This window comes from Pedobacter psychroterrae, from assembly GCF_004331695.1.
Classification (GTDB): domain Bacteria; phylum Bacteroidota; class Bacteroidia; order Sphingobacteriales; family Sphingobacteriaceae; genus Pedobacter; species Pedobacter psychroterrae.
In genome coordinates this window covers 1,205,752-1,223,455 of record NZ_SJSL01000002.1, presented here as the reverse complement: position 1 = coordinate 1,223,455, position 17,704 = coordinate 1,205,752, and the positions used below count along the sequence as shown (strand labels likewise).

The 17,704-nt window shown below is 40.5% G+C and carries 16 protein-coding genes; 10 read left to right on the top strand and 6 right to left on the bottom strand.

Features of this window, described 5'->3' with window-relative positions; translation table 11 throughout:
- Positions 1 to 3: 3 nt before the first annotated feature.
- Genes EZ437_RS13610 through EZ437_RS13590 form a run of 5 tightly spaced genes read left to right on the top strand, consistent with a single transcriptional unit; the run spans position 4 to position 5,340 of the window.
- Positions 4 to 807 carry a nitrilase family protein gene (locus EZ437_RS13610; protein ID WP_225869582.1) on the top strand — a complete coding sequence of 268 codons (804 nt, stop codon included), beginning with the start codon at positions 4 to 6 and terminating at the stop codon, positions 805 to 807.
- Positions 808 to 822: 15 nt separating this feature from the next.
- Complete coding sequence (locus tag EZ437_RS13605) at positions 823 to 1,860, top strand: N(4)-(beta-N-acetylglucosaminyl)-L-asparaginase (protein ID WP_131596547.1); 1,038 nt, start codon at positions 823 to 825, stop codon at positions 1,858 to 1,860.
- A 4-nt stretch (positions 1,861 to 1,864) separates the two neighbouring features.
- Positions 1,865 to 2,605: a copper homeostasis protein CutC gene (locus EZ437_RS13600; RefSeq protein WP_131596546.1), complete on the top strand. Its 741-nt coding sequence runs from the start codon at positions 1,865 to 1,867 to the stop codon at positions 2,603 to 2,605.
- A gap of 46 nt (positions 2,606 to 2,651) precedes the next feature.
- A complete protein-coding gene (gene lepA, locus EZ437_RS13595; RefSeq protein WP_131596545.1) occupies positions 2,652 to 4,439 on the top strand; it encodes a translation elongation factor 4 in 1,788 nt (595 codons plus the stop codon).
- Positions 4,440 to 4,458: 19 nt separating this feature from the next.
- Entirely contained in the window at positions 4,459 to 5,340 is an 882-nt protein-coding gene (locus EZ437_RS13590) for a bifunctional 5,10-methylenetetrahydrofolate dehydrogenase/5,10-methenyltetrahydrofolate cyclohydrolase (protein ID WP_131596544.1), read from the top strand.
- Here the strand turns inward: EZ437_RS13590 and EZ437_RS13585 are convergent, their stop codons facing one another.
- Positions 5,341 to 5,670, bottom strand: coding sequence for a Rieske (2Fe-2S) protein (locus EZ437_RS13585; protein ID WP_131596543.1), 330 nt, complete (start codon positions 5,668 to 5,670; stop codon positions 5,341 to 5,343).
- A gap of 100 nt (positions 5,671 to 5,770) precedes the next feature.
- Between EZ437_RS13585 and EZ437_RS13580 the strand changes: the two genes are divergently transcribed.
- Together EZ437_RS13580 and EZ437_RS13575 are read left to right on the top strand one after the other, a co-directional pair.
- Positions 5,771 to 6,394, top strand: a complete 624-nt coding sequence (locus EZ437_RS13580) for a 7-carboxy-7-deazaguanine synthase QueE (RefSeq protein ID WP_131596542.1) — start codon at positions 5,771 to 5,773, stop codon at positions 6,392 to 6,394.
- Between the two features lie 46 nt (positions 6,395 to 6,440).
- Positions 6,441 to 8,336, top strand: a complete 1,896-nt coding sequence (locus EZ437_RS13575; protein ID WP_131596541.1) for an OmpA family protein — start codon at positions 6,441 to 6,443, stop codon at positions 8,334 to 8,336.
- Positions 8,337 to 8,342: 6 nt separating this feature from the next.
- Here EZ437_RS13575 and kdsA read toward each other — a convergent pair whose 3' ends face one another.
- Both kdsA and recQ read right to left on the bottom strand, forming a co-directional pair.
- On the bottom strand, positions 8,343 to 9,158 hold the full coding sequence (kdsA, locus tag EZ437_RS13570; RefSeq protein ID WP_131596540.1) for a 3-deoxy-8-phosphooctulonate synthase: 816 nt from the start codon (positions 9,156 to 9,158) through the stop codon (positions 8,343 to 8,345).
- Between the two features lie 8 nt (positions 9,159 to 9,166).
- Positions 9,167 to 11,356 (bottom strand): DNA helicase RecQ, encoded by a 2,190-nt coding sequence (gene recQ / locus EZ437_RS13565; protein ID WP_131596539.1) that lies wholly within the window; start codon positions 11,354 to 11,356, stop codon positions 9,167 to 9,169.
- An 89-nt stretch (positions 11,357 to 11,445) separates the two neighbouring features.
- Here recQ and EZ437_RS13560 point away from each other — a divergent pair, with 89 nt between their 5' ends.
- Both EZ437_RS13560 and EZ437_RS13555 read left to right on the top strand, forming a co-directional pair.
- On the top strand, positions 11,446 to 12,411 hold the full coding sequence (locus EZ437_RS13560; protein ID WP_131596538.1) for a KpsF/GutQ family sugar-phosphate isomerase: 966 nt from the start codon (positions 11,446 to 11,448) through the stop codon (positions 12,409 to 12,411).
- Between the two features lie 21 nt (positions 12,412 to 12,432).
- A complete protein-coding gene (locus tag EZ437_RS13555; protein WP_131596537.1) occupies positions 12,433 to 13,524 on the top strand; it encodes a mannose-1-phosphate guanylyltransferase in 1,092 nt (363 codons plus the stop codon).
- A gap of 15 nt (positions 13,525 to 13,539) precedes the next feature.
- Here the strand turns inward: EZ437_RS13555 and rlmB are convergent, their stop codons facing one another.
- Positions 13,540 to 14,304 carry a 23S rRNA (guanosine(2251)-2'-O)-methyltransferase RlmB gene (gene rlmB / locus EZ437_RS13550; protein WP_131596536.1) on the bottom strand — a complete coding sequence of 255 codons (765 nt, stop codon included), beginning with the start codon at positions 14,302 to 14,304 and terminating at the stop codon, positions 13,540 to 13,542.
- Between the two features lie 215 nt (positions 14,305 to 14,519).
- On the opposite strand from rlmB, the gene dnaB reads away from it, so the two are divergent.
- On the top strand, positions 14,520 to 16,088 hold the full coding sequence (dnaB, locus tag EZ437_RS13545; protein ID WP_394343171.1) for a replicative DNA helicase: 1,569 nt from the start codon (positions 14,520 to 14,522) through the stop codon (positions 16,086 to 16,088).
- Positions 16,089 to 16,095: 7 nt separating this feature from the next.
- Here dnaB and chrA read toward each other — a convergent pair whose 3' ends face one another.
- A complete protein-coding gene (gene chrA, locus EZ437_RS13540; protein WP_225869581.1) occupies positions 16,096 to 17,298 on the bottom strand; it encodes a chromate efflux transporter in 1,203 nt (400 codons plus the stop codon).
- 10 nt (positions 17,299 to 17,308) lie between these two features.
- A complete protein-coding gene (locus tag EZ437_RS13535; RefSeq protein ID WP_131596534.1) occupies positions 17,309 to 17,644 on the bottom strand; it encodes a tetratricopeptide repeat protein in 336 nt (111 codons plus the stop codon).
- Positions 17,645 to 17,704: the final 60 nt, after the last annotated feature.

Sequence of the window (17,704 nt, the reverse complement as noted above, 5' to 3'; positions counted from 1 at the left end):
TAAATGGATTATTCCAACCAATCTAACATTAGCAATCTGAAGATCACTATTTTCCAGGCCTATTTATTCTGGGAAAATGTAGAAAAAAACCTTCAAAACCTTGCCTTGAGATTATCCATGGGCATCAAAGAAAAAACCGATCTGATTGTGCTTCCGGAAATGTTCAATACTGGATTTAGTATGAATGCAGAAGTTCTTGCAGAAGAAATGAACGGAACGACCATGCGATGGATGAGGAATATGGCAGAAAAATATGAATGCGTGGTCACAGGCAGTCTAATCATCAAAGAAAATAATCATTATTATAATAGACTAATTTGGATGTTGCCTGATGGAGCCTTTGCCCATTATGATAAGAGGCATTTATTTAGTCTGGGACAGGAAGATAAAAACTACACTCCGGGCAATGATAAGGTGATTGTAACCCTCAAAGGATGGAAGATCAGACTCTCCATCTGCTATGACTTGCGTTTCCCGGTCTGGCTGCGGAACCAAAATGAGGAATACGATATATTACTGACCATAGCGAGCTGGCCAGATATACGTTCTGCTCACTGGAATGCGCTGATACCTGCCAGGGCTATAGAAAACCAGAGCTATGTGATCGCGGCTAATCGTGTAGGTCATGATGGTAAAGAAGTTTACCATAGCGGACATTCGCAATGCATTGATCCAATGGGTAAAACAGTTTATTATAAACCGGAAGATGAAGATCTTTATACCTTTAGTATCAGTTACGAAGACCTGTTAAAAACACGTCAGAATTTTCCATTCTTGAGAGATGCAGACAATTTTAAAATTATTTAACCTTTAAAACGGATCATGTTTGACCGCAGAAAATTTATAAAGGCAACGACGCTGTCAGCTACATTGCTGGCTATAAATAAAAAAAGCTTCGGAACCGTATTGCCAGCTCAGAATTCAACTGCTGGTGCTAAGCCTATTGTGATTTCTACCTGGGATTTCGGCATTCCGGCCAACAAGGAGGCCTGGAAAGTACTTTCCTCAGGTGGTAAGGCCATCGATGCAGTAGAACAGGGAGTGCGTGTTCCGGAGGCAGATCCAACTAACCAGACTGTAGGTTACGGTGGTATGCCTGACAGGGACGGCCATGTTACACTGGACGCCTGCATTATGGATGAACTGGGCAATTGTGGGTCTGTGGCAGGCCTGGAACACATAGTACACCCGATCTCCGTAGCAAGAATGGTGATGAAAAAAACTCCACATGTGATGCTGGTGGGTGACGGCGCACTTCAGTTTGCACTGGAGAACGGATTTAAAAAAGAAAATCTGCTGACTCCTGAAAGCGAAAAGGCATGGAAGGAATGGCTAAAGACCGCCAGGTATGAGCCGGTGATGAATATAGAAAATAAACAATACGAGAAGGCTGCTCCTAAGACATTACCTGGAAATCAATATAACCATGATACGATTGGAATGCTGGCGCTCGACAGTAAAGGTAATTTATCCGGTGCTTGTACTACCAGTGGCATGGCTTTTAAACTACATGGTCGCGTGGGCGATAGTCCGCTGATAGGCGCAGGTCTATACATAGACAATGAAGTAGGTGGCGCTACATCCACCGGTGTTGGCGAAGAGATAATCCGTAATGTAGGGAGCTTTCTGGTAGTCGAGCTGATGAGACAAGGCTATACCCCGGAGGACGCTTGTAAAGAAGCAGTGATGCGGATCATTAAGAAAAAGCCGGATACAGCCAAAAAAATACAGGTAGGTTTTCTGGCCCTCAATAAAAAAGGCGAATATGGTGCGTATGCCATCCAATCGGGATTTAGTTATGCGGTATGTACTGCTGAAAAGGACGATCTCCTGATTCCGGGGAAGAGTTATTACAAATAAGAATATGGTAAATATGGAAGTATGTGCCAATTCTTTAGCTTCTGCCCTTGCGGCACAGGAAGGCGGTGCGGTTCGTGTAGAGCTTTGTGACAATTTGCCTGAGGGAGGTACCACACCCAGCTACGCACAGATTGCACTGGCTAGGCGCCTGCTTTCAATCAAACTTTATCCAATAATAAGACCCAGAGGAGGTGATTTTCTTTACACTGACCTGGAATTTGAACTGATGAAGGAAGACATCAGGATCTGTAAGGCTTTGAACAGTGATGGCATTGTGATCGGCATTTTAAATGCCGATGGAAGTGTAGACATGAAAAGGTGTGCAGAACTGGTGGAACTGGCAAGACCTATGCAGGTAACGTTCCACAGGGCATTTGATATGAGCAGCGATCTTTTTATAGCATTGGAAGATATCATATCCCTTGGATGTGAGCGGATTCTTACTTCAGGCGGTGAAGCCTCGGCCATAACAGGGGCTACTGTTCTTGCAAAACTGATTGAACAGGCGAATGAAAGGATTATCATCATGCCCGGAGCCGGAATTACTAATGCTAACATAGCAGAATTGATTAAAATAACAGGAGCTATAGAGTTTCATGCATCTGCCAGGTCTTCTGCAGCAAGTAAAATGTTATTTAAAAACCAAAAGTTAAGTATGGGTACAGAAGGCAATGAATTTAGCCATGATACAACTAGTCCGAACAAAGTGAGAGAACTGATAGCAATAGCAAATCGTTCTGCTTAAAATTTCCACAAAATAATCCAGTCAAAATCTTATCTTTGCGCCACTGATGAAGCATATACGTAATTTCTGCATAATTGCACATATTGACCACGGAAAAAGCACTTTGGCTGACCGTTTATTAGAATATACTAAAACCATTAGCCATCGCGAGGCTCAGGCCCAACTGCTTGACAACATGGATTTAGAGCGTGAACGTGGGATCACTATAAAGAGCCACGCCATACAAATGAATTATAAGGTAGGTGAAATTGAATACAATTTCAACCTGATCGATACCCCTGGACACGTAGATTTTTCTTACGAAGTTTCCCGGTCCATCGCAGCTTGTGAGGGTGCGCTGCTCATCGTTGATGCATCCCAGGGAATTCAGGCACAAACCATTTCAAACTTATATTTAGCTTTAGAGCATGACCTGGAAATTATCCCTATCTTGAATAAGATGGATTTACCAGGTGCCATGCCAGAGGAAGTTAAAGACCAGATTGTTGATTTAATTGGCTGTAAACGTGAGGATATTATTCCTGCATCAGGTAAAACGGGCCTTGGCATTCCAGATATCATTCAGGCCATTGTAGACCGTGTTCCTGCGCCAGTTGGGAACCCTGAAGCTCCTCTGCAAGCACTGATTTTTGACTCTGTTTTTAACCCGTTCCGAGGAATTATCGCTTATTATAAAGTAGTAAACGGAGAAATTAAAAAGGGCGATAAAGTTAAGTTCATCAATACAGGTAAACAGTATTTAGCCGACGAAGTCGGTATCCTAAAACTGGATATGTCGCCGCGTTCCGTAGTTAAAACCGGTGATGTAGGGTACATTATATCTGGGATTAAAGAAGCGAGAGAAGTAAAAGTTGGGGATACAATTACTACGGTAGACAGACCTTCCCTGGATTCAATTCAAGGATTTGAGGAAGTCAAACCAATGGTTTTTGCAGGCATCTATCCTGTAGATACTGATGAATTCGAAGAATTGCGTGAGGCGATGCACAAGTTGCAATTGAATGATGCATCAATTGTATTTGAACCTGAAAGCTCTGCAGCACTAGGCTTCGGTTTCCGTTGCGGTTTCCTCGGCATGTTGCACATGGAAATTATCCAGGAACGTTTGGAACGCGAATTTGACATGACAGTTATCACAACTGTACCCAATGTATCCTATATCGCACGTACCACTAAAGGGGATGAGGTAATCGTAAACAACCCGTCAGATTTACCTGACCCAAGTAAACTGGATTCTGTAGAAGAGCCTTATATTAAGGCTAATATCATTACGAAAGCCGAGTTTGTTGGCCCGGTAATGTCGCTCTGTATTCAAAAAAGAGGAATTATTGTTAATCAGTCTTATCTGACTTCCGACCGTGTGGAACTCGTTTTTGAAATGCCTATGGGAGAGATCGTTTTCGATTTTTATGATAAACTAAAAACGATTTCTAAAGGTTATGCTTCATTTGATTATCATCAGATCGGTTATCGAAAATCGGATCTCGTAAGACTGGATATGCTGTTAAATGAAGAACCAGTTGATGCCTTATCTTCATTGATTCACCGTAGCAACGCTTACGATTTTGGAAAGAAAATCTGTGAGAAACTGAGAGAATTAATCCCCCGTCAGCAATTCGAGATTAAGATACAAGCGTCTATAGGTGCAAAAGTTATTGCCCGCGAAACACTTAGTGCTTTACGCAAAGATGTTACTGCTAAGTGCTACGGTGGTGATATTTCACGTAAACGTAAACTACTTGAAAAACAGAAACAAGGAAAGAAACGTATGCGCCAGGTTGGAAATGTGGAAATTCCTCAAACAGCTTTTATGGCAGTTTTGAAATTAGATTAATAACATACAAATCATTTAAATGCAGTTACTTGACGGAAAATTCGTATCAGAAAAAATAAAACAGGACATCGCAGCAGAAGCCGCAGATTTTTTAGCATCAAGCGGCAGAAAGCCCCATTTAATAGCAATCCTGGTTGGTAGTGATGGCGGCAGTGAAACCTATGTAGCGAGTAAGATGAAAAACTGCGAAAAGGTAGGCTTTAAATCATCCCTGGTAAGATATGATGTCACTGTAACTGAGGCTGAACTGCTTTCAAAGATTGAAGAGATTAATCAGGATGCTGGCGTAGATGGCTTAATTGTGCAACTCCCTCTTCCAAAGCATATTGATCCGGAAAAAGTAACTGAAACTATCGATTATCGTAAAGATGTAGATGGATTTCACCCTATAAATCTGGGCAGGATGATGCGTAATCTACCTTGCTTTATCCCTGCCACACCTTATGGGATTATGCTAATGCTTGAACAGTATGGCATAGACACAGTAGGTAAACATTGCGTTGTAGTAGGAAGAAGCAATATTGTTGGCAGTCCGATGAGTATTCTTATGGCGCGTAATGCCAATCCTGGAAACTGCACCGTATCCCTTACCCATAGCCGTACCGAAAATTTAAAGGAAATCATACTTCAAGGAGATATTGTAATAGCAGCAATAGGCAAAAAGAACTTTATAACTGCGGATATGATAAAGCCAGGCGCGGTGATCATTGATGTGGGTATGAACAGAGAAACCTCTGCTACTACAAAATCGGGATATAAGCTATATGGTGATGTAGACTTTGATAATGTGGCTCCAAAGGCTTCGTGGATTACTCCGGTTCCAGGTGGTGTTGGTTTGATGACCATTGTGGGATTATTGAAGAATACACTTGCATCCGCCAAAAAAGAAGTTTACAAATAATCAGCTAAAAAATTTCTTCCAGATGCTTTGTTTAAGACCAATGTAAATTCCATCTGCTCTTATTTCAACCGGGTAAGTATCAATGTAATCTCCTTGCCCGGTCGCCCCTCTCCCATTTTCGAGGTTATATTCCCAGCGGTGAATGGGACATATCAGGTAGCCGTTCTTACACCAGCCCCCGCTTAATATACCTCCGGCATGAGGACAGGTATTTTGTACAGCATAGAGCTGCTGCGCATGTTTAACCAGACATAGCTTTTTGCCATCGACCTTAACGGGTATAACAAATTCTTCATCCGGCAACTGCTCTTCGATCTTATACCATTTCATCACTTTTTAACATACATGTTCATCACTCGGTCATTAAACAACCTAATATACTTACTTTGACCGCTGCTTCCATTATTTTATTTAACTTTGCGCCCTTATTATGGCACATCAAATACCAGCAGACGGCACTTTACTTCCATTGATGGAAGAATTTTACACCATACAAGGTGAAGGATTTAACACCGGAAAGGCAGCCTACTTCATTCGTTTGGGCGGTTGCGATGTCGGTTGCCACTGGTGCGACGTAAAAGAAAGCTGGGATGCGGAGCTTCATCCACTTACACCTGCAGATGATATTGTTGTGAAGGCAGATAGTTTCCCGGGTAAAGCCGTAGTGATTACAGGAGGTGAACCGCTGATCTATAACCTCGATTATCTGACTGAAGAACTGCAGAAAAGAAATATCAAAACCTTTATTGAGACTTCGGGTGCTTATCCTCTTTCGGGAAAATGGGACTGGATCTGCCTTTCACCAAAAAAATTCAAGGCACCAAGACCGGATATTACACCATTTGCACACGAGTTGAAGGTAATTGTTTTTAACAAAAGTGATTTTGAATGGGCAGAGAAATATGCTGAAACAGTTTCTGAAAACTGCAAGCTATATTTACAACCCGAATGGTCAAAGTCAAAAGAGATCACACCTTTGATTATTGAGTATGTAATGGCCAACCCTAAATGGGAGATTTCCCTTCAAACACATAAATTTTTGAATATCCCTTAATATATCCTGGTATTTCGCTAAATTAGTTGAAAGGTTAATATAAGATATGAAGATATTTTCTTTATTCTTCTTGTTATATTTTACAGTTCATCAGGTTGATGCACAAACCTCAACAGTAAAAAAAGCGCAAGCGAATTTTGATAAAGCCCAGGCATTCTTAAAAGAGAACGCCTATCAGCAGGCCATTCAGTCACTGCATGACGCTGTAAGCGCCGATCCATCCTTCCAGTTTGCATTTATACAAATAGGCGATATCAATCGGAGAATCAAGTCATTTGAACCTGCCAAAGCAGCCTATAGAAATGCGATCGCATTAAGTAAATCCATAGATCCAAGAGTTTATTATGGCATGGCCGAATCATCTTTAAGAACAGGGGACTATGAAAGCGGACTACTGAATATTAACCTGTTCCTTCAGCAGTATAAGGGTAATGATAAAGAATTCATCAGCAAAGCCAATAAATACTTAAGGGATTGTGAGTTTGCAGTTAAGGCTATAAAGTCACCCTTAAAATATGAACCCCTGAATATGGGAAAAGAGATCAATTCAATTTACAGAGATTATTCTCCGGCTATTACGGCTGATGGGGAGCAGCTGATCTTTTGCAGAAATGTAGCAGATAATGAGGACTTCTTTATTTCTCAGAAAAGACCTGATTCATGGTCTTCTCCTGTGCCTCTCAGCAATAAAATTAATACGCATAATTTTAATGAAGGCGCGCAGTCGATCTCCCCGGATGGATCGTATTTATTTTTTACGGGATGTAACAGACCAGACGGTCTAGGAAGATGCGACCTCTATGTTAGCCATAAAGAAGGAAACAATTGGGGCGAGCCATTTAATCTAGGCTCACCTGTCAATTCAACCTACTGGGATTCGCAACCTGCCATTAGTCCGGATGGCAGCACATTGTATTTTGTAAGTAACAGGCCCGGGGGACTAGGAGGCTACGACATCTGGCGGAGTTCACTCAAGAAGGATGGTTACTGGACTGAACCTACAAACCTTGGTCCGGAGATCAATACACCATACAACGAACAGACACCCTTTGTCCACTCTGATGGTAAAACATTGTATTTCTCATCTGATGGCTGGCCAGGTATGGGCGACAAAGATATATTTCTAAGCCGTATGGATGAATCAGGAAGTTGGGGAAGACCTGAAAACATGGGTTACCCGATCAATACTTTTAATGAGGAAACAGGTCTGATCGTCACTCCGGATGGTAATTTAGGTTTATTTTCTTCTAGTCTCAAGGGAGGCTACGGAGACATGGACATTTACCAGTTTGAGATGCCTGTAAGTAAAAGGCCACTACCCATTACTTATGTAAAAGGTATTGTAAAGGATAAGGAAACAGGGGCATACTTAACAGCACAGGTACAGGTCATGAATGTGGTAAATAAGCAAACCATGTACAACGATCACACCTCAATAGACAACGGCAGCTTTCTTGCCGTAATGCCTATAGGAGGAGATTATGCTTTTAATGTAAGTTCCGATGGTTATCTATTTTATTCAGCGCATTATGAATTAAAAACATCATCGCCGAACAAACCGATCATTATTGAAATCAGCCTGGAGAAACTGAAGGTGGGCAGTAACGTAATCCTCAGAAATATATTTTTCAATACTAATGAATATGTTATACTACCCACATCTTTGATTGAGCTGGCAACTTTAAGAGAATTGCTTGAAAACAATCTCAGCATGAACATAGAAATCCAAGGCCACACCGATAATATCGGCAATGAATTACAAAATGAAAAGCTATCCCTCAACAGAGCTAAAGCTGTTTACGATTACCTGATAGCTAACAACATAGCATCTAAAAGAATGACCTATAAAGGATATGGTGAAACAAAGCCAATTAAAAGCAATGACACTGAAGACAACCGAAAACAGAACAGACGTACCTCTTTTATCATCACCAAAATCTAAAAAGCTTTAAATAACCGCTTTCCTAATTTTAATCAGTTTTACGAGCAACTCCTCAAGCAGATCCAGGTGCAACATATTCGCACCATCAGATTTTGCATTGGCAGGATCCGGATGAGTTTCTATAAAAAGACCATCCGCACCTACAGCGACTGCGGCTTTAGCAATTGTTCCAATCAGCTCAGGCTTTCCTCCCGTAACCCCGGAACTCTGGTTGGGTTGTTGTAGTGAATGTGTACAGTCCATTACAACCGGCACATTAAAACTTTGCATCTCAGGTAATCCCCTATAGTCAACTATGAGGTCCTGATAGCCAAATGTATTGCCCCTGTCTGTCAAGATGACTCTGTTATTGCCAGCCTCCACAATCTTATCTACCGCAAATTTCATTGATCCTGCAGAGAGAAACTGTCCTTTTTTTACATTGACCACCTTATTTGTCTTTGCTGCTGCAACTAAGAGGTCAGTTTGCCGGCATAGAAAAGCAGGAATCTGAAGGATGTCTACATAAGCAGCGGCCATGGCTGCTTCTTCGTGAGCATGAATATCAGTCACTACTGGAATATCAAATGTTTTACCTATTTTCTCCAGGATCTTAAGTGCTTTTTCATCTCCTATCCCGCAAAAAGAACTTCCTTTGGAGCGGTTCGCCTTACGATAAGAACCTTTAAAAACATAAGGTATTGCCAGCTTATCTGTTATACTAACTATTTTTTCTGCTATACGCATAGCAATTTCTTCACCTTCGATGGCACAGGGACCGGCCATTAGGAAAAAGTTACCAGATTGCTGATGTTTCAGTTTATCTAAAGGAAAGTTGATCATTTTAAATTTTAATTACCTAGTTCAGACATGAATTTGATACGCATAAGCTGTATTTCTTCACGTGAATAATCTGTTTCTCCTAATTCTCTTAATGCTTCATCTATAGAGTCATTTTCGGCAGATTGAAAGTAATCGAATACTTCCTCCTGGCGGTCTTCATCTATTACTTCGTCCACAAAATACCCAAGATTGAGCTTTGTACCTGAGTTTACAATGGCCTCTATCTCCTTTAGTATATCATCATAAGTAATACCCTTGGATTTAGCGATATCTTCCAGTCCAATCTTTCTATCAATGTTTTGTATGATGGAGACTTTTAACTGTGATTTATTGGCCTGAGTTTTTATGATCAGGTCTATCGGACGTTCAATGTCATTGTCTTCAACATATTTTTTGATGAGTTCAAGAAATGGCCCGCCAAATTTAAGGGCCTTACCATGACCAACTCCGGATATTTGTTTAAGCTCATCCAAATTGATTGGATAATGCGTACACATTTCATCAAGCGAAGGATCCTGGAATACCACAAAAGGCGGTACATTTTTTTGCTTTGCTATTTTCTTTCTAAGGTCTTTGAGTAATTGCAGCAATTGGGTATCTACCGCACCTGTACCATGCTTTACGTCATCTTCATCATCATCTGCAGCACTTTCAATAGGCTCATTTAACACAAATTTAAGTGCGTATGGACTTTCAATAAAATTTCGTCCTGCGTTAGTAAGATGAAGCAAACCATAGTTGTCAATATCTTTTGACAGGAAGTTACTTAATACTGCTTGTCTGATGAGAGATTTCCAATGATTTTCGCCTTCTACCACTCCCAGGCCAAATTCAGGAATTTTTCCGTGTTCATAAGCAATTGTCTGTGCAGTCTCAGCTCCCATAATAACGTTCAATATATGGGAATCGTCAAACTTCTCCCCTATCTTATCGATCAGTTTAAGTATGACGCTAAGTGATTCTTCAGCTTCAAATTGCTTTTTAGGCTTTTTACAGTTGTCACACATGCAATTACAGCCTGTCTCATTAAAGTTCTCTCCAAAATAATGCAATATCTGTTTTCTTCTGCACACTCCGGATTCTGCATAATCTATTACTTCTTTTAAGATCTGGGTACCTATTTCACGTTCAGAAACAGGTTTATCTTTCATAAACTTAGCCAGTTTATCTACATCTTTTTGTGCATAAAAAGCAATGCAGATTCCTTCACCCCCATCTCTCCCGGCTCTTCCAGTCTCCTGGTAGTAACCTTCCATGCTTTTAGGAATATCATGATGGATTACAAAGCGAACATCGGGTTTATCAATACCCATCCCAAAAGCAATGGTGGCAACAATCACTTCAACATCTTCCATTAAGAACTTGTCCTGGGTATCGGCCCTTACTTTAGGCTCCAGACCTGCGTGGTAAGGCAATGCCTTTATCCCATTCAGATTTAATGTCTCCGCTACTTCCTCTACCTTTTTTCTGCTCAGACAATAGATAATCCCGGATTTGCCGGTATTTTGCTTGATATACCTGATGATTTCCTTAATCACATCCCTTTTGGGTCGAATTTCATAAAACAGATTAGGCCTGTTAAATGAAGATTTAAACAAGGTCGCATCAGACATTTGAAGGTTTTTAATAATATCCTGCTGCACCTTTGGCGTCGCCGTAGCCGTAAGTGCTATAATTGGTATTTCATCTCCCAAGCCCTGTATTACTTGTCTGATTTTACGATATTCAGGTCTGAAATCATGACCCCATTCAGAAATACAATGGGCTTCATCAACCGCAACAAAAGATATTTTAATCAGCTTTAAAAAATCAATATTATCCTGCTTGGAAAGCGACTCTGGTGCTACGTACAACAATTTAGTCTGTCCATTTAACAGATCTGCTTTTACCTGGGTAATTTCAGATTTATTTAAAGACGAATTTAAAAAGTGGGCTATGCTGTCGCTACCTCCAAAGGCCCGTAGCTGATCCACCTGGTTTTTCATTAAAGCAATCAGCGGAGAAATTACAATAGCAGTACCTTCCTGCATGAGTGCTGGCAACTGATAGCAAATGGATTTACCCCCACCTGTAGGCATTATAACAAACGTATTTCTTTGTTCAAGAATATTGGTGATGATAGACTCCTGATCACCTTTAAAATTATCAAAACCAAAAAAGGTTTGTAAGTTGTCAAACAACGACTTTTTCACATCCATTTCGTGTATAAAATATTCAGTGCTATTTTTACTTCAAAATAACATAATTTTGCACAAATACAAAGCATCAATATACTAATTAATTCTGTTTGAAAAGTAAAAAATCTATTATCAGTTCGGCAATCAACACTTTACAGTTAGAAGCGGAGGCAATTCTGGGGCTGATTGAAAATGTGAATGATGATTTTGTTAACATAATTAACTTAATTGTAAAGAGCAAAGGGCGTGTGATCGTAACTGGAATCGGGAAAAGTGCCATCATTGCGCAAAAAATTGTAGCTACTTTTAATTCTACCGGCACTCCTGCTATATTTATGCACGCTGCAGATGCTGTACATGGTGACCTTGGTATGATCCAAAAGGATGATATAGTTATCTGCTTATCAAAAAGTGGAAATACCCCAGAAATCAAAGTACTGACCCCCTTGTTGAAGCAATCTGGGAACATCATGATTGGTATGGTTGGTCAGTTGGATTCAGAATTGGCTATGCAGGCTGACTATGTTCTAAATACAGCAGTCGAAAAAGAAGCCTGTCCACACAATCTTGCACCTACAACCAGTACCACCGCGCAACTAGCTATGGGAGATGCACTGGCGGTTTGTCTGCTGCATACCCGAAAATTTAACGAGGCTGATTTTGCCAAATACCATCCCGGAGGATCATTAGGTAAGCGGCTGTACCTCAAAGCTTCAGATATTGCGTTAAAAAACCAGAAGCCTCAAATTCATCCCTCAGCTTATGTAAAAGATGTCATAGTAGAAATTAGTCAAAACCGTTTGGGCGCTGTGGTTGTTGTAGATGGCGATGTCATTTTAGGAATAATTACCGATGGAGACATCAGGAGAATGTTAGAAAACCATACAAACTTAGCCAATATAAGAGCCAGTGACCTCATGAATGCTAATCCCAAAAAAGTAGATAAAGAAGTATTGGCTATGGAGGCTTTAGAAGTCATTAGAAAAAACAACATCACGCAATTACTGGTTACTGATTCTGATAAATATTTTGGGATAATACATTTACACGATCTTTTGCAGGAAGGAATAATTTAAAAAGACACATAATACCACATAATGAATAAAAATAATTACGCCTTGATAATGGCCGGAGGAGTTGGAAGCCGGTTTTGGCCAGTCAGCAGAACAGAGTATCCTAAACAGTTCATTGATTTTTTTGGAGTTGGTAAAACATTAATACAAAGTACTTACGAAAGGTTTTTAAAGATCTGCCCAGCTGAAAATATCTTTATAGTAACCAACGAGATCTATACAAACATTATAAAAGAACAACTTCCGGATATTAGCGACAATCAGATTCTGGCAGAGCCTATTATGAGAAACACAGCTCCCTGCGTTTCTTATGGCTCTACAAAAATTGCCCAGCTCAATCCAGATGCAACTATCGTAGTTGCCCCATCTGACCATACAATTACCGACCAGGAAGCTTTTATAGCCGCTATTGAACAGTCTTTAAAAGCTGCCTCAGAAAATGACTGTCTAATCACACTTGGAATTAAACCAAGCAGACCCGACACTGGATACGGCTATATACAATATACAGAAGATTGTCTTCCTACTGATGATCAAATACATAAAGTAAAGATTTTCACAGAAAAACCCAATCTTGATCTTGCTAAATCATTTATTCAAAGTGGAGACTTTTTGTGGAATGCGGGCATCTTTATCTGGTCTGCAAAAGCCATCAATAAATCATTTTCCGTTCATCTACCGGAAATGCATGAGATATTTCAACAAGGCAGCGCGGCATATAACACGGATAGTGAATCCGAATTTATTGGAGCTGCTTACCAGCAATGTATCAACATCTCTATTGATTTCGGAATTATGGAAAAAGCACAAAACGTATACGTCCTGCCAGCCGATTTTGGATGGTCTGATTTAGGCACATGGGCATCTATATATGACATAGCAGAGCATGATTATGTAGGCAATGCTGTTATTCCTGCTGAAAAAGTGATGATGTTTAATTCTTCTAACTGTATGGTGAATGTCCCTGAAGACAAACTGGTAATTCTGCAGGGTCTGCACGACTATATTGTTGTAGAATCAAACAACACCCTGCTAATTTGTCCCCGGTCTGAAGAGCAGAGTATTAAGCAGGTTGTTGCTGATGTCAAGTCCAAATTCGGAACAAAATATATTTAAAAACCGTTTGATTCTTTATGAACGCTGTCTGATGGCTTCATAAAGAATCACTCCCGCAGAAACAGATACATTTAGCGAACTGATTTCACCGATCATTGGAATTTTAGCCAAATGATTGGCCATCCTGATGATTTCATTAGATATTCCCTCATCTTCTGCTCCCATTACAATTGCAGTTGGCACTGTATAGTCAGGTTTATAAATCAGATCATTCGTTTTTTCTGTGCAGGCAACTATTTGCAATCCGCATTCCTGTAAAAATAAAGCCGTTTTATGAAGATTCGGATGTCTGCAAACGGGAATCGTAAACAATGCCCCTGCCGAAGTCTTTATCGCATCGGCATTAATCTGCGCAGAGTTTTTAGTAGGAACTATAATTGCATGTACACCTGCGCAAGCTGCTGTTCTTGCAATGGCACCCATATTCCTGACATCAGTGATACCGTCAAGTATCAGCACCAGAGGTGTCTCCCCCTTTTCATAGATGACCGGAATGATGTCTTCAATTTTTTGAAAGGTAATCGCTGATATGACCGCGATTACACCCTGATGATTCTTTTGTGTCATCCGGTTTAATTTCTCAACAGGAACTGTATGCACCGGCGCATCAACCTCTTTCAGCAGGGCTTTAAGTTCAAGGATAACAGCCCCTCCCAGCCCTCGTTGAATATAAATACTCTCAATATCTTTTCCAGCTTTAATTGCCTCTATTACAGCACGTATACCAAATATAAATTCATTATTTTCTTTAGGTCTTGAAGGCCTTCTGAGATTTTCCATGTCTTATCAATTGTAGCGCAAAAATAGCGCAAATATTATGATTATGTAAACCTTATTTTCAGGGGCATTTACCAGAGAGCTTATCCACATGTCATTGTTAGTAATTCCTGTTAAATCATTAAAACATCATGAAGATTGACCTATTTATGTTTTATCGAATGTGAGTAAAGAATTTGATAAAGCGGCTGATTTTTGTATATTTTTGTATTATGAGTATGGAGAAAGGAACACAAGGACAAGACAAGTCAAATTTTGCCGCAAGAAAAAATAGATTGAGCAATTCTATGAGTACCATGGGCAAAATCCCACCTCAGGCTGTAGACCTGGAGGAGGCTGTTCTTGGTGCACTGATGTTGGAGAAAGATGCACTTTCAACTGTAATTGACATTTTGAAACCCGATGTATTCTATCATGAGGCTCATAAAAAGATCTTTGAAGCAATACAGGGACTCTTTCAAAAATCCAAACCAGTTGATATTTTAACTGTTACGGCTGAATTGAGAACATTAGGCTTGTTGGAGATGGTGGGTGGTGCTTATTATATTACCAATTTAACCAACCGTGTAGCCTCTGCGGCAAATATAGAATACCATGCAAGGATCATATCTCAAAAATATATTCAACGTGAACTGATCAGAATCTCCTCAGAGATTATTCAAAATGCATACGAAGATACTACAGACATCTTTGATCTGCTAGACCATGCAGAAAAGAACCTTTTTGACATCGCACAGAACAACCTGAGGAGAGACACCCAAAAGATGGATGAGATTGTAAAGCAGTCTTTGGCTACATTGGAAGCGCTGAGAGGCAAAAGTGATGGACTAACTGGTGTACCATCAGGTTTTACCGATCTGGACCGCATCACCGGCGGATGGCAGCCATCAGATTTGGTAATCATTGCTGCTCGTCCGGCTATGGGAAAAACGGCCTTCGTTTTAACCTGTGCGCGCAATGCGGCGGTTGATTTTAAACGGCCGGTTGTAGTATTTTCCCTCGAAATGTCTTCTGTTCAGCTGGTTAATCGTCTGATCTCGGGAGAAACAGAAATTGAACAGGAAAAGATCAGAAAGGGAAATCTGGCAGAATGGGAATGGCAGCAACTCCACAGTAAAATAGGGACTTTAACGGAAGCACCTTTATTGATAGATGATACCCCTGCCCTCAACATCTTCGAATTCCGGGCCAAATGCAGAAGATTAAAGTCGCAATATGACCTTCAGCTCATCATCATAGATTACTTACAGCTGATGCATGGTAAAGGTGAGGGTCAAAGCGGTGGCGGCAACAGGGAGCAGGAAATTGGTAGTATTTCAAGAGCCCTGAAATCTGTAGCTAAGGAGCTGAATGTGCCGGTGCTTGCTCTGTCGCAATTAAGCCGTGCCGTTGAAAGCAGACCCGGCGCAAACGGCAAACGTCCTATGTTGTCCGATTTACGTGAATCAGGATCTATTGAGCAGGATGCAGATATGGTTTTGTTCCTGTACCGTCCGGAATATTATGGGATTACTGAAGATGAACAAGGACGTTCACAGGCAGGAATTGGTGAAGTTATTATTGCTAAGCACCGTAATGGTGAGACCGGAATCGTACCGCTGAGATTCATCGGTAAATACGTGAAATTCACTGATCTGGAAGAGAATTTCTCCGCACCTACCTCTTTTTCTATGGACAGTCCTGGTGCGGGCATGCATCCTTCAAAAGATTTTGACCGGCCTGCCGGCAATGTAATTATAAAACCATCTAGAATGGATGATATGCATGATGAAGATGCTCCATTTTAAAAGCTTGCTATAGAAAATAACCCAGAAGTATACCTGCGATCACAATAAACGGCGGACTTATCTTAGTGAAATTTAGGATGAGAAAGGTGATGACAAGTATGGCTATTGCCAAATAGTCAAGTCCGATCGGTTTAACCAGCAATATAAATGCCGCCAGGATAAAGCCTACACTAACTGCGTTGATTCCGACAAGGGAGTATTTTATTCTGGTTATTTTTTTTAGGTCTTCCCAAAATGGAACTATAAATAGCACAAGGATCAATCCTGGTAGATTTATTCCCAACACTGCTACTGCACCACCTAGTATCTGACCTGGCAATCCATATCCGAAATTTCTCATACTAAGGGCTCCTACATAACTCGTAAAAGAAAATGTGGGACCTGGCAAAGCCTGCTGTATGGCAAAACCAGAAAGAAAACCAGAGGCATGGAGATATTGCTTCATCTCCACAAATTCTGTATACATCAAAGGTACAAGTACCTGTCCTCCCCCAAATATTACGATACCATTTCGATAGAAATTTTCAAATAGCCTTATGGGCAGACTAAATGGAGATGTTCTGTTGATGATAGCCCCCAGTAAAGCTAACAACAACAATACACCAAGAAAATAAATCAGCTTTTTGGGGTTGACATTTGAAAACAGCTTAACCCTTATGTCTGTCTCCTCTTTTGGTGCTTCCAGGGCAGAGGAGATCATCCCTCCTATCAAAATCCCAATTGGAAATACATAGGCATTCCGGAGCACCAACGTAGCGATTACCGCAGCAATAGCTAAAAACACCGACAATTGCGAAACTAAAACCCTTTTTGATAAATTATATGCACCAAATGCCACTATCCCCAAAGCTATTGGTTGTATATATTCAAGGATTTCAGCGAATTTCTGCTTTTGATCCAGCCTGCCAAACGTGATGGCAGCAAATGTCATGATAGCAGCTGATGGTAGTATCCAAATCAAAAAAGTTATGATAGCTAATTTCAGTCCACCTACTTTATAGGCGATGCCAACCAGGGTCTGGGTAGATGCCGGACCAGGTAATACCTGTGCCAGTGCGTTCAGTTCAAGCAATTCCTCTTCCGAGATATACTTAACATTTTTCACGAAGTACTTTAACAATAAGGCGAGATGAGCCTGAGCACCACCAAAAGCCGTGAATGTGAAGAAAATCACATCTCTAATAAACAGAATTTGCTTTTTACTGGTCAATGCTTCTTATTTAATCATCTTCATAATCCAATCCCGCTGCCGAATTATAAGCTCCCTGCAATTCTGAAAAAGCGTGCATATCCCTTTTCTCTCTTGCTCTCAGCATGCCTTTTTGATAGGTTTCGATAGCAAGGTCAGTTTTGCCGGTTTTTTCATAAAGTTTGCCAAGATGATAATAGGTGCCCACGTAGTCCGGATGTTCCGAAACAAGCTTTAAGTAATATTGAAAGGCTTGTTCATGATCATTAGCTACATTATATTCTGTCGCGAGTGCATACAACACGAAAGGATCATTAGGATCGCTCTCTAAAAAGTTTAATAGTTTGGCCAATCGGGTATTTTGCATTTTTTATACCTGCTTTTTTAATTAGATTTGCAAAAAGACAATTATAGCTTCTGTAGCTCC

What these genes read in the sequence shown, in the direction of transcription:
- EZ437_RS13610 (WP_225869582.1), top strand. Translation starts at nt 4, where the DNA reads ATGGATTATTCCAACCAATCTAACATTAGCAATCTGAAGATCACTATT.
- EZ437_RS13605 (WP_131596547.1), top strand. Translation starts at nt 823, where the DNA reads ATGTTTGACCGCAGAAAATTTATAAAGGCAACGACGCTGTCAGCTACA.
- EZ437_RS13600 (WP_131596546.1), top strand. Translation starts at nt 1,865, where the DNA reads ATGGTAAATATGGAAGTATGTGCCAATTCTTTAGCTTCTGCCCTTGCG.
- lepA (WP_131596545.1), top strand. Translation starts at nt 2,652, where the DNA reads ATGAAGCATATACGTAATTTCTGCATAATTGCACATATTGACCACGGA.
- EZ437_RS13590 (WP_131596544.1), top strand. Translation starts at nt 4,459, where the DNA reads ATGCAGTTACTTGACGGAAAATTCGTATCAGAAAAAATAAAACAGGAC.
- EZ437_RS13585 (WP_131596543.1), bottom strand. Translation starts at nt 5,670, where the DNA reads ATGAAATGGTATAAGATCGAAGAGCAGTTGCCGGATGAAGAATTTGTT.
- EZ437_RS13580 (WP_131596542.1), top strand. Translation starts at nt 5,771, where the DNA reads ATGGCACATCAAATACCAGCAGACGGCACTTTACTTCCATTGATGGAA.
- EZ437_RS13575 (WP_131596541.1), top strand. Translation starts at nt 6,441, where the DNA reads ATGAAGATATTTTCTTTATTCTTCTTGTTATATTTTACAGTTCATCAG.
- kdsA (WP_131596540.1), bottom strand. Translation starts at nt 9,158, where the DNA reads ATGATCAACTTTCCTTTAGATAAACTGAAACATCAGCAATCTGGTAAC.
- recQ (WP_131596539.1), bottom strand. Translation starts at nt 11,356, where the DNA reads ATGGATGTGAAAAAGTCGTTGTTTGACAACTTACAAACCTTTTTTGGT.
- EZ437_RS13555 (WP_131596537.1), top strand. Translation starts at nt 12,433, where the DNA reads ATGAATAAAAATAATTACGCCTTGATAATGGCCGGAGGAGTTGGAAGC.
- rlmB (WP_131596536.1), bottom strand. Translation starts at nt 14,304, where the DNA reads ATGGAAAATCTCAGAAGGCCTTCAAGACCTAAAGAAAATAATGAATTT.
- dnaB (WP_394343171.1), top strand. Translation starts at nt 14,520, where the DNA reads ATGGAGAAAGGAACACAAGGACAAGACAAGTCAAATTTTGCCGCAAGA.
- EZ437_RS13535 (WP_131596534.1), bottom strand. Translation starts at nt 17,644, where the DNA reads ATGCAAAATACCCGATTGGCCAAACTATTAAACTTTTTAGAGAGCGAT.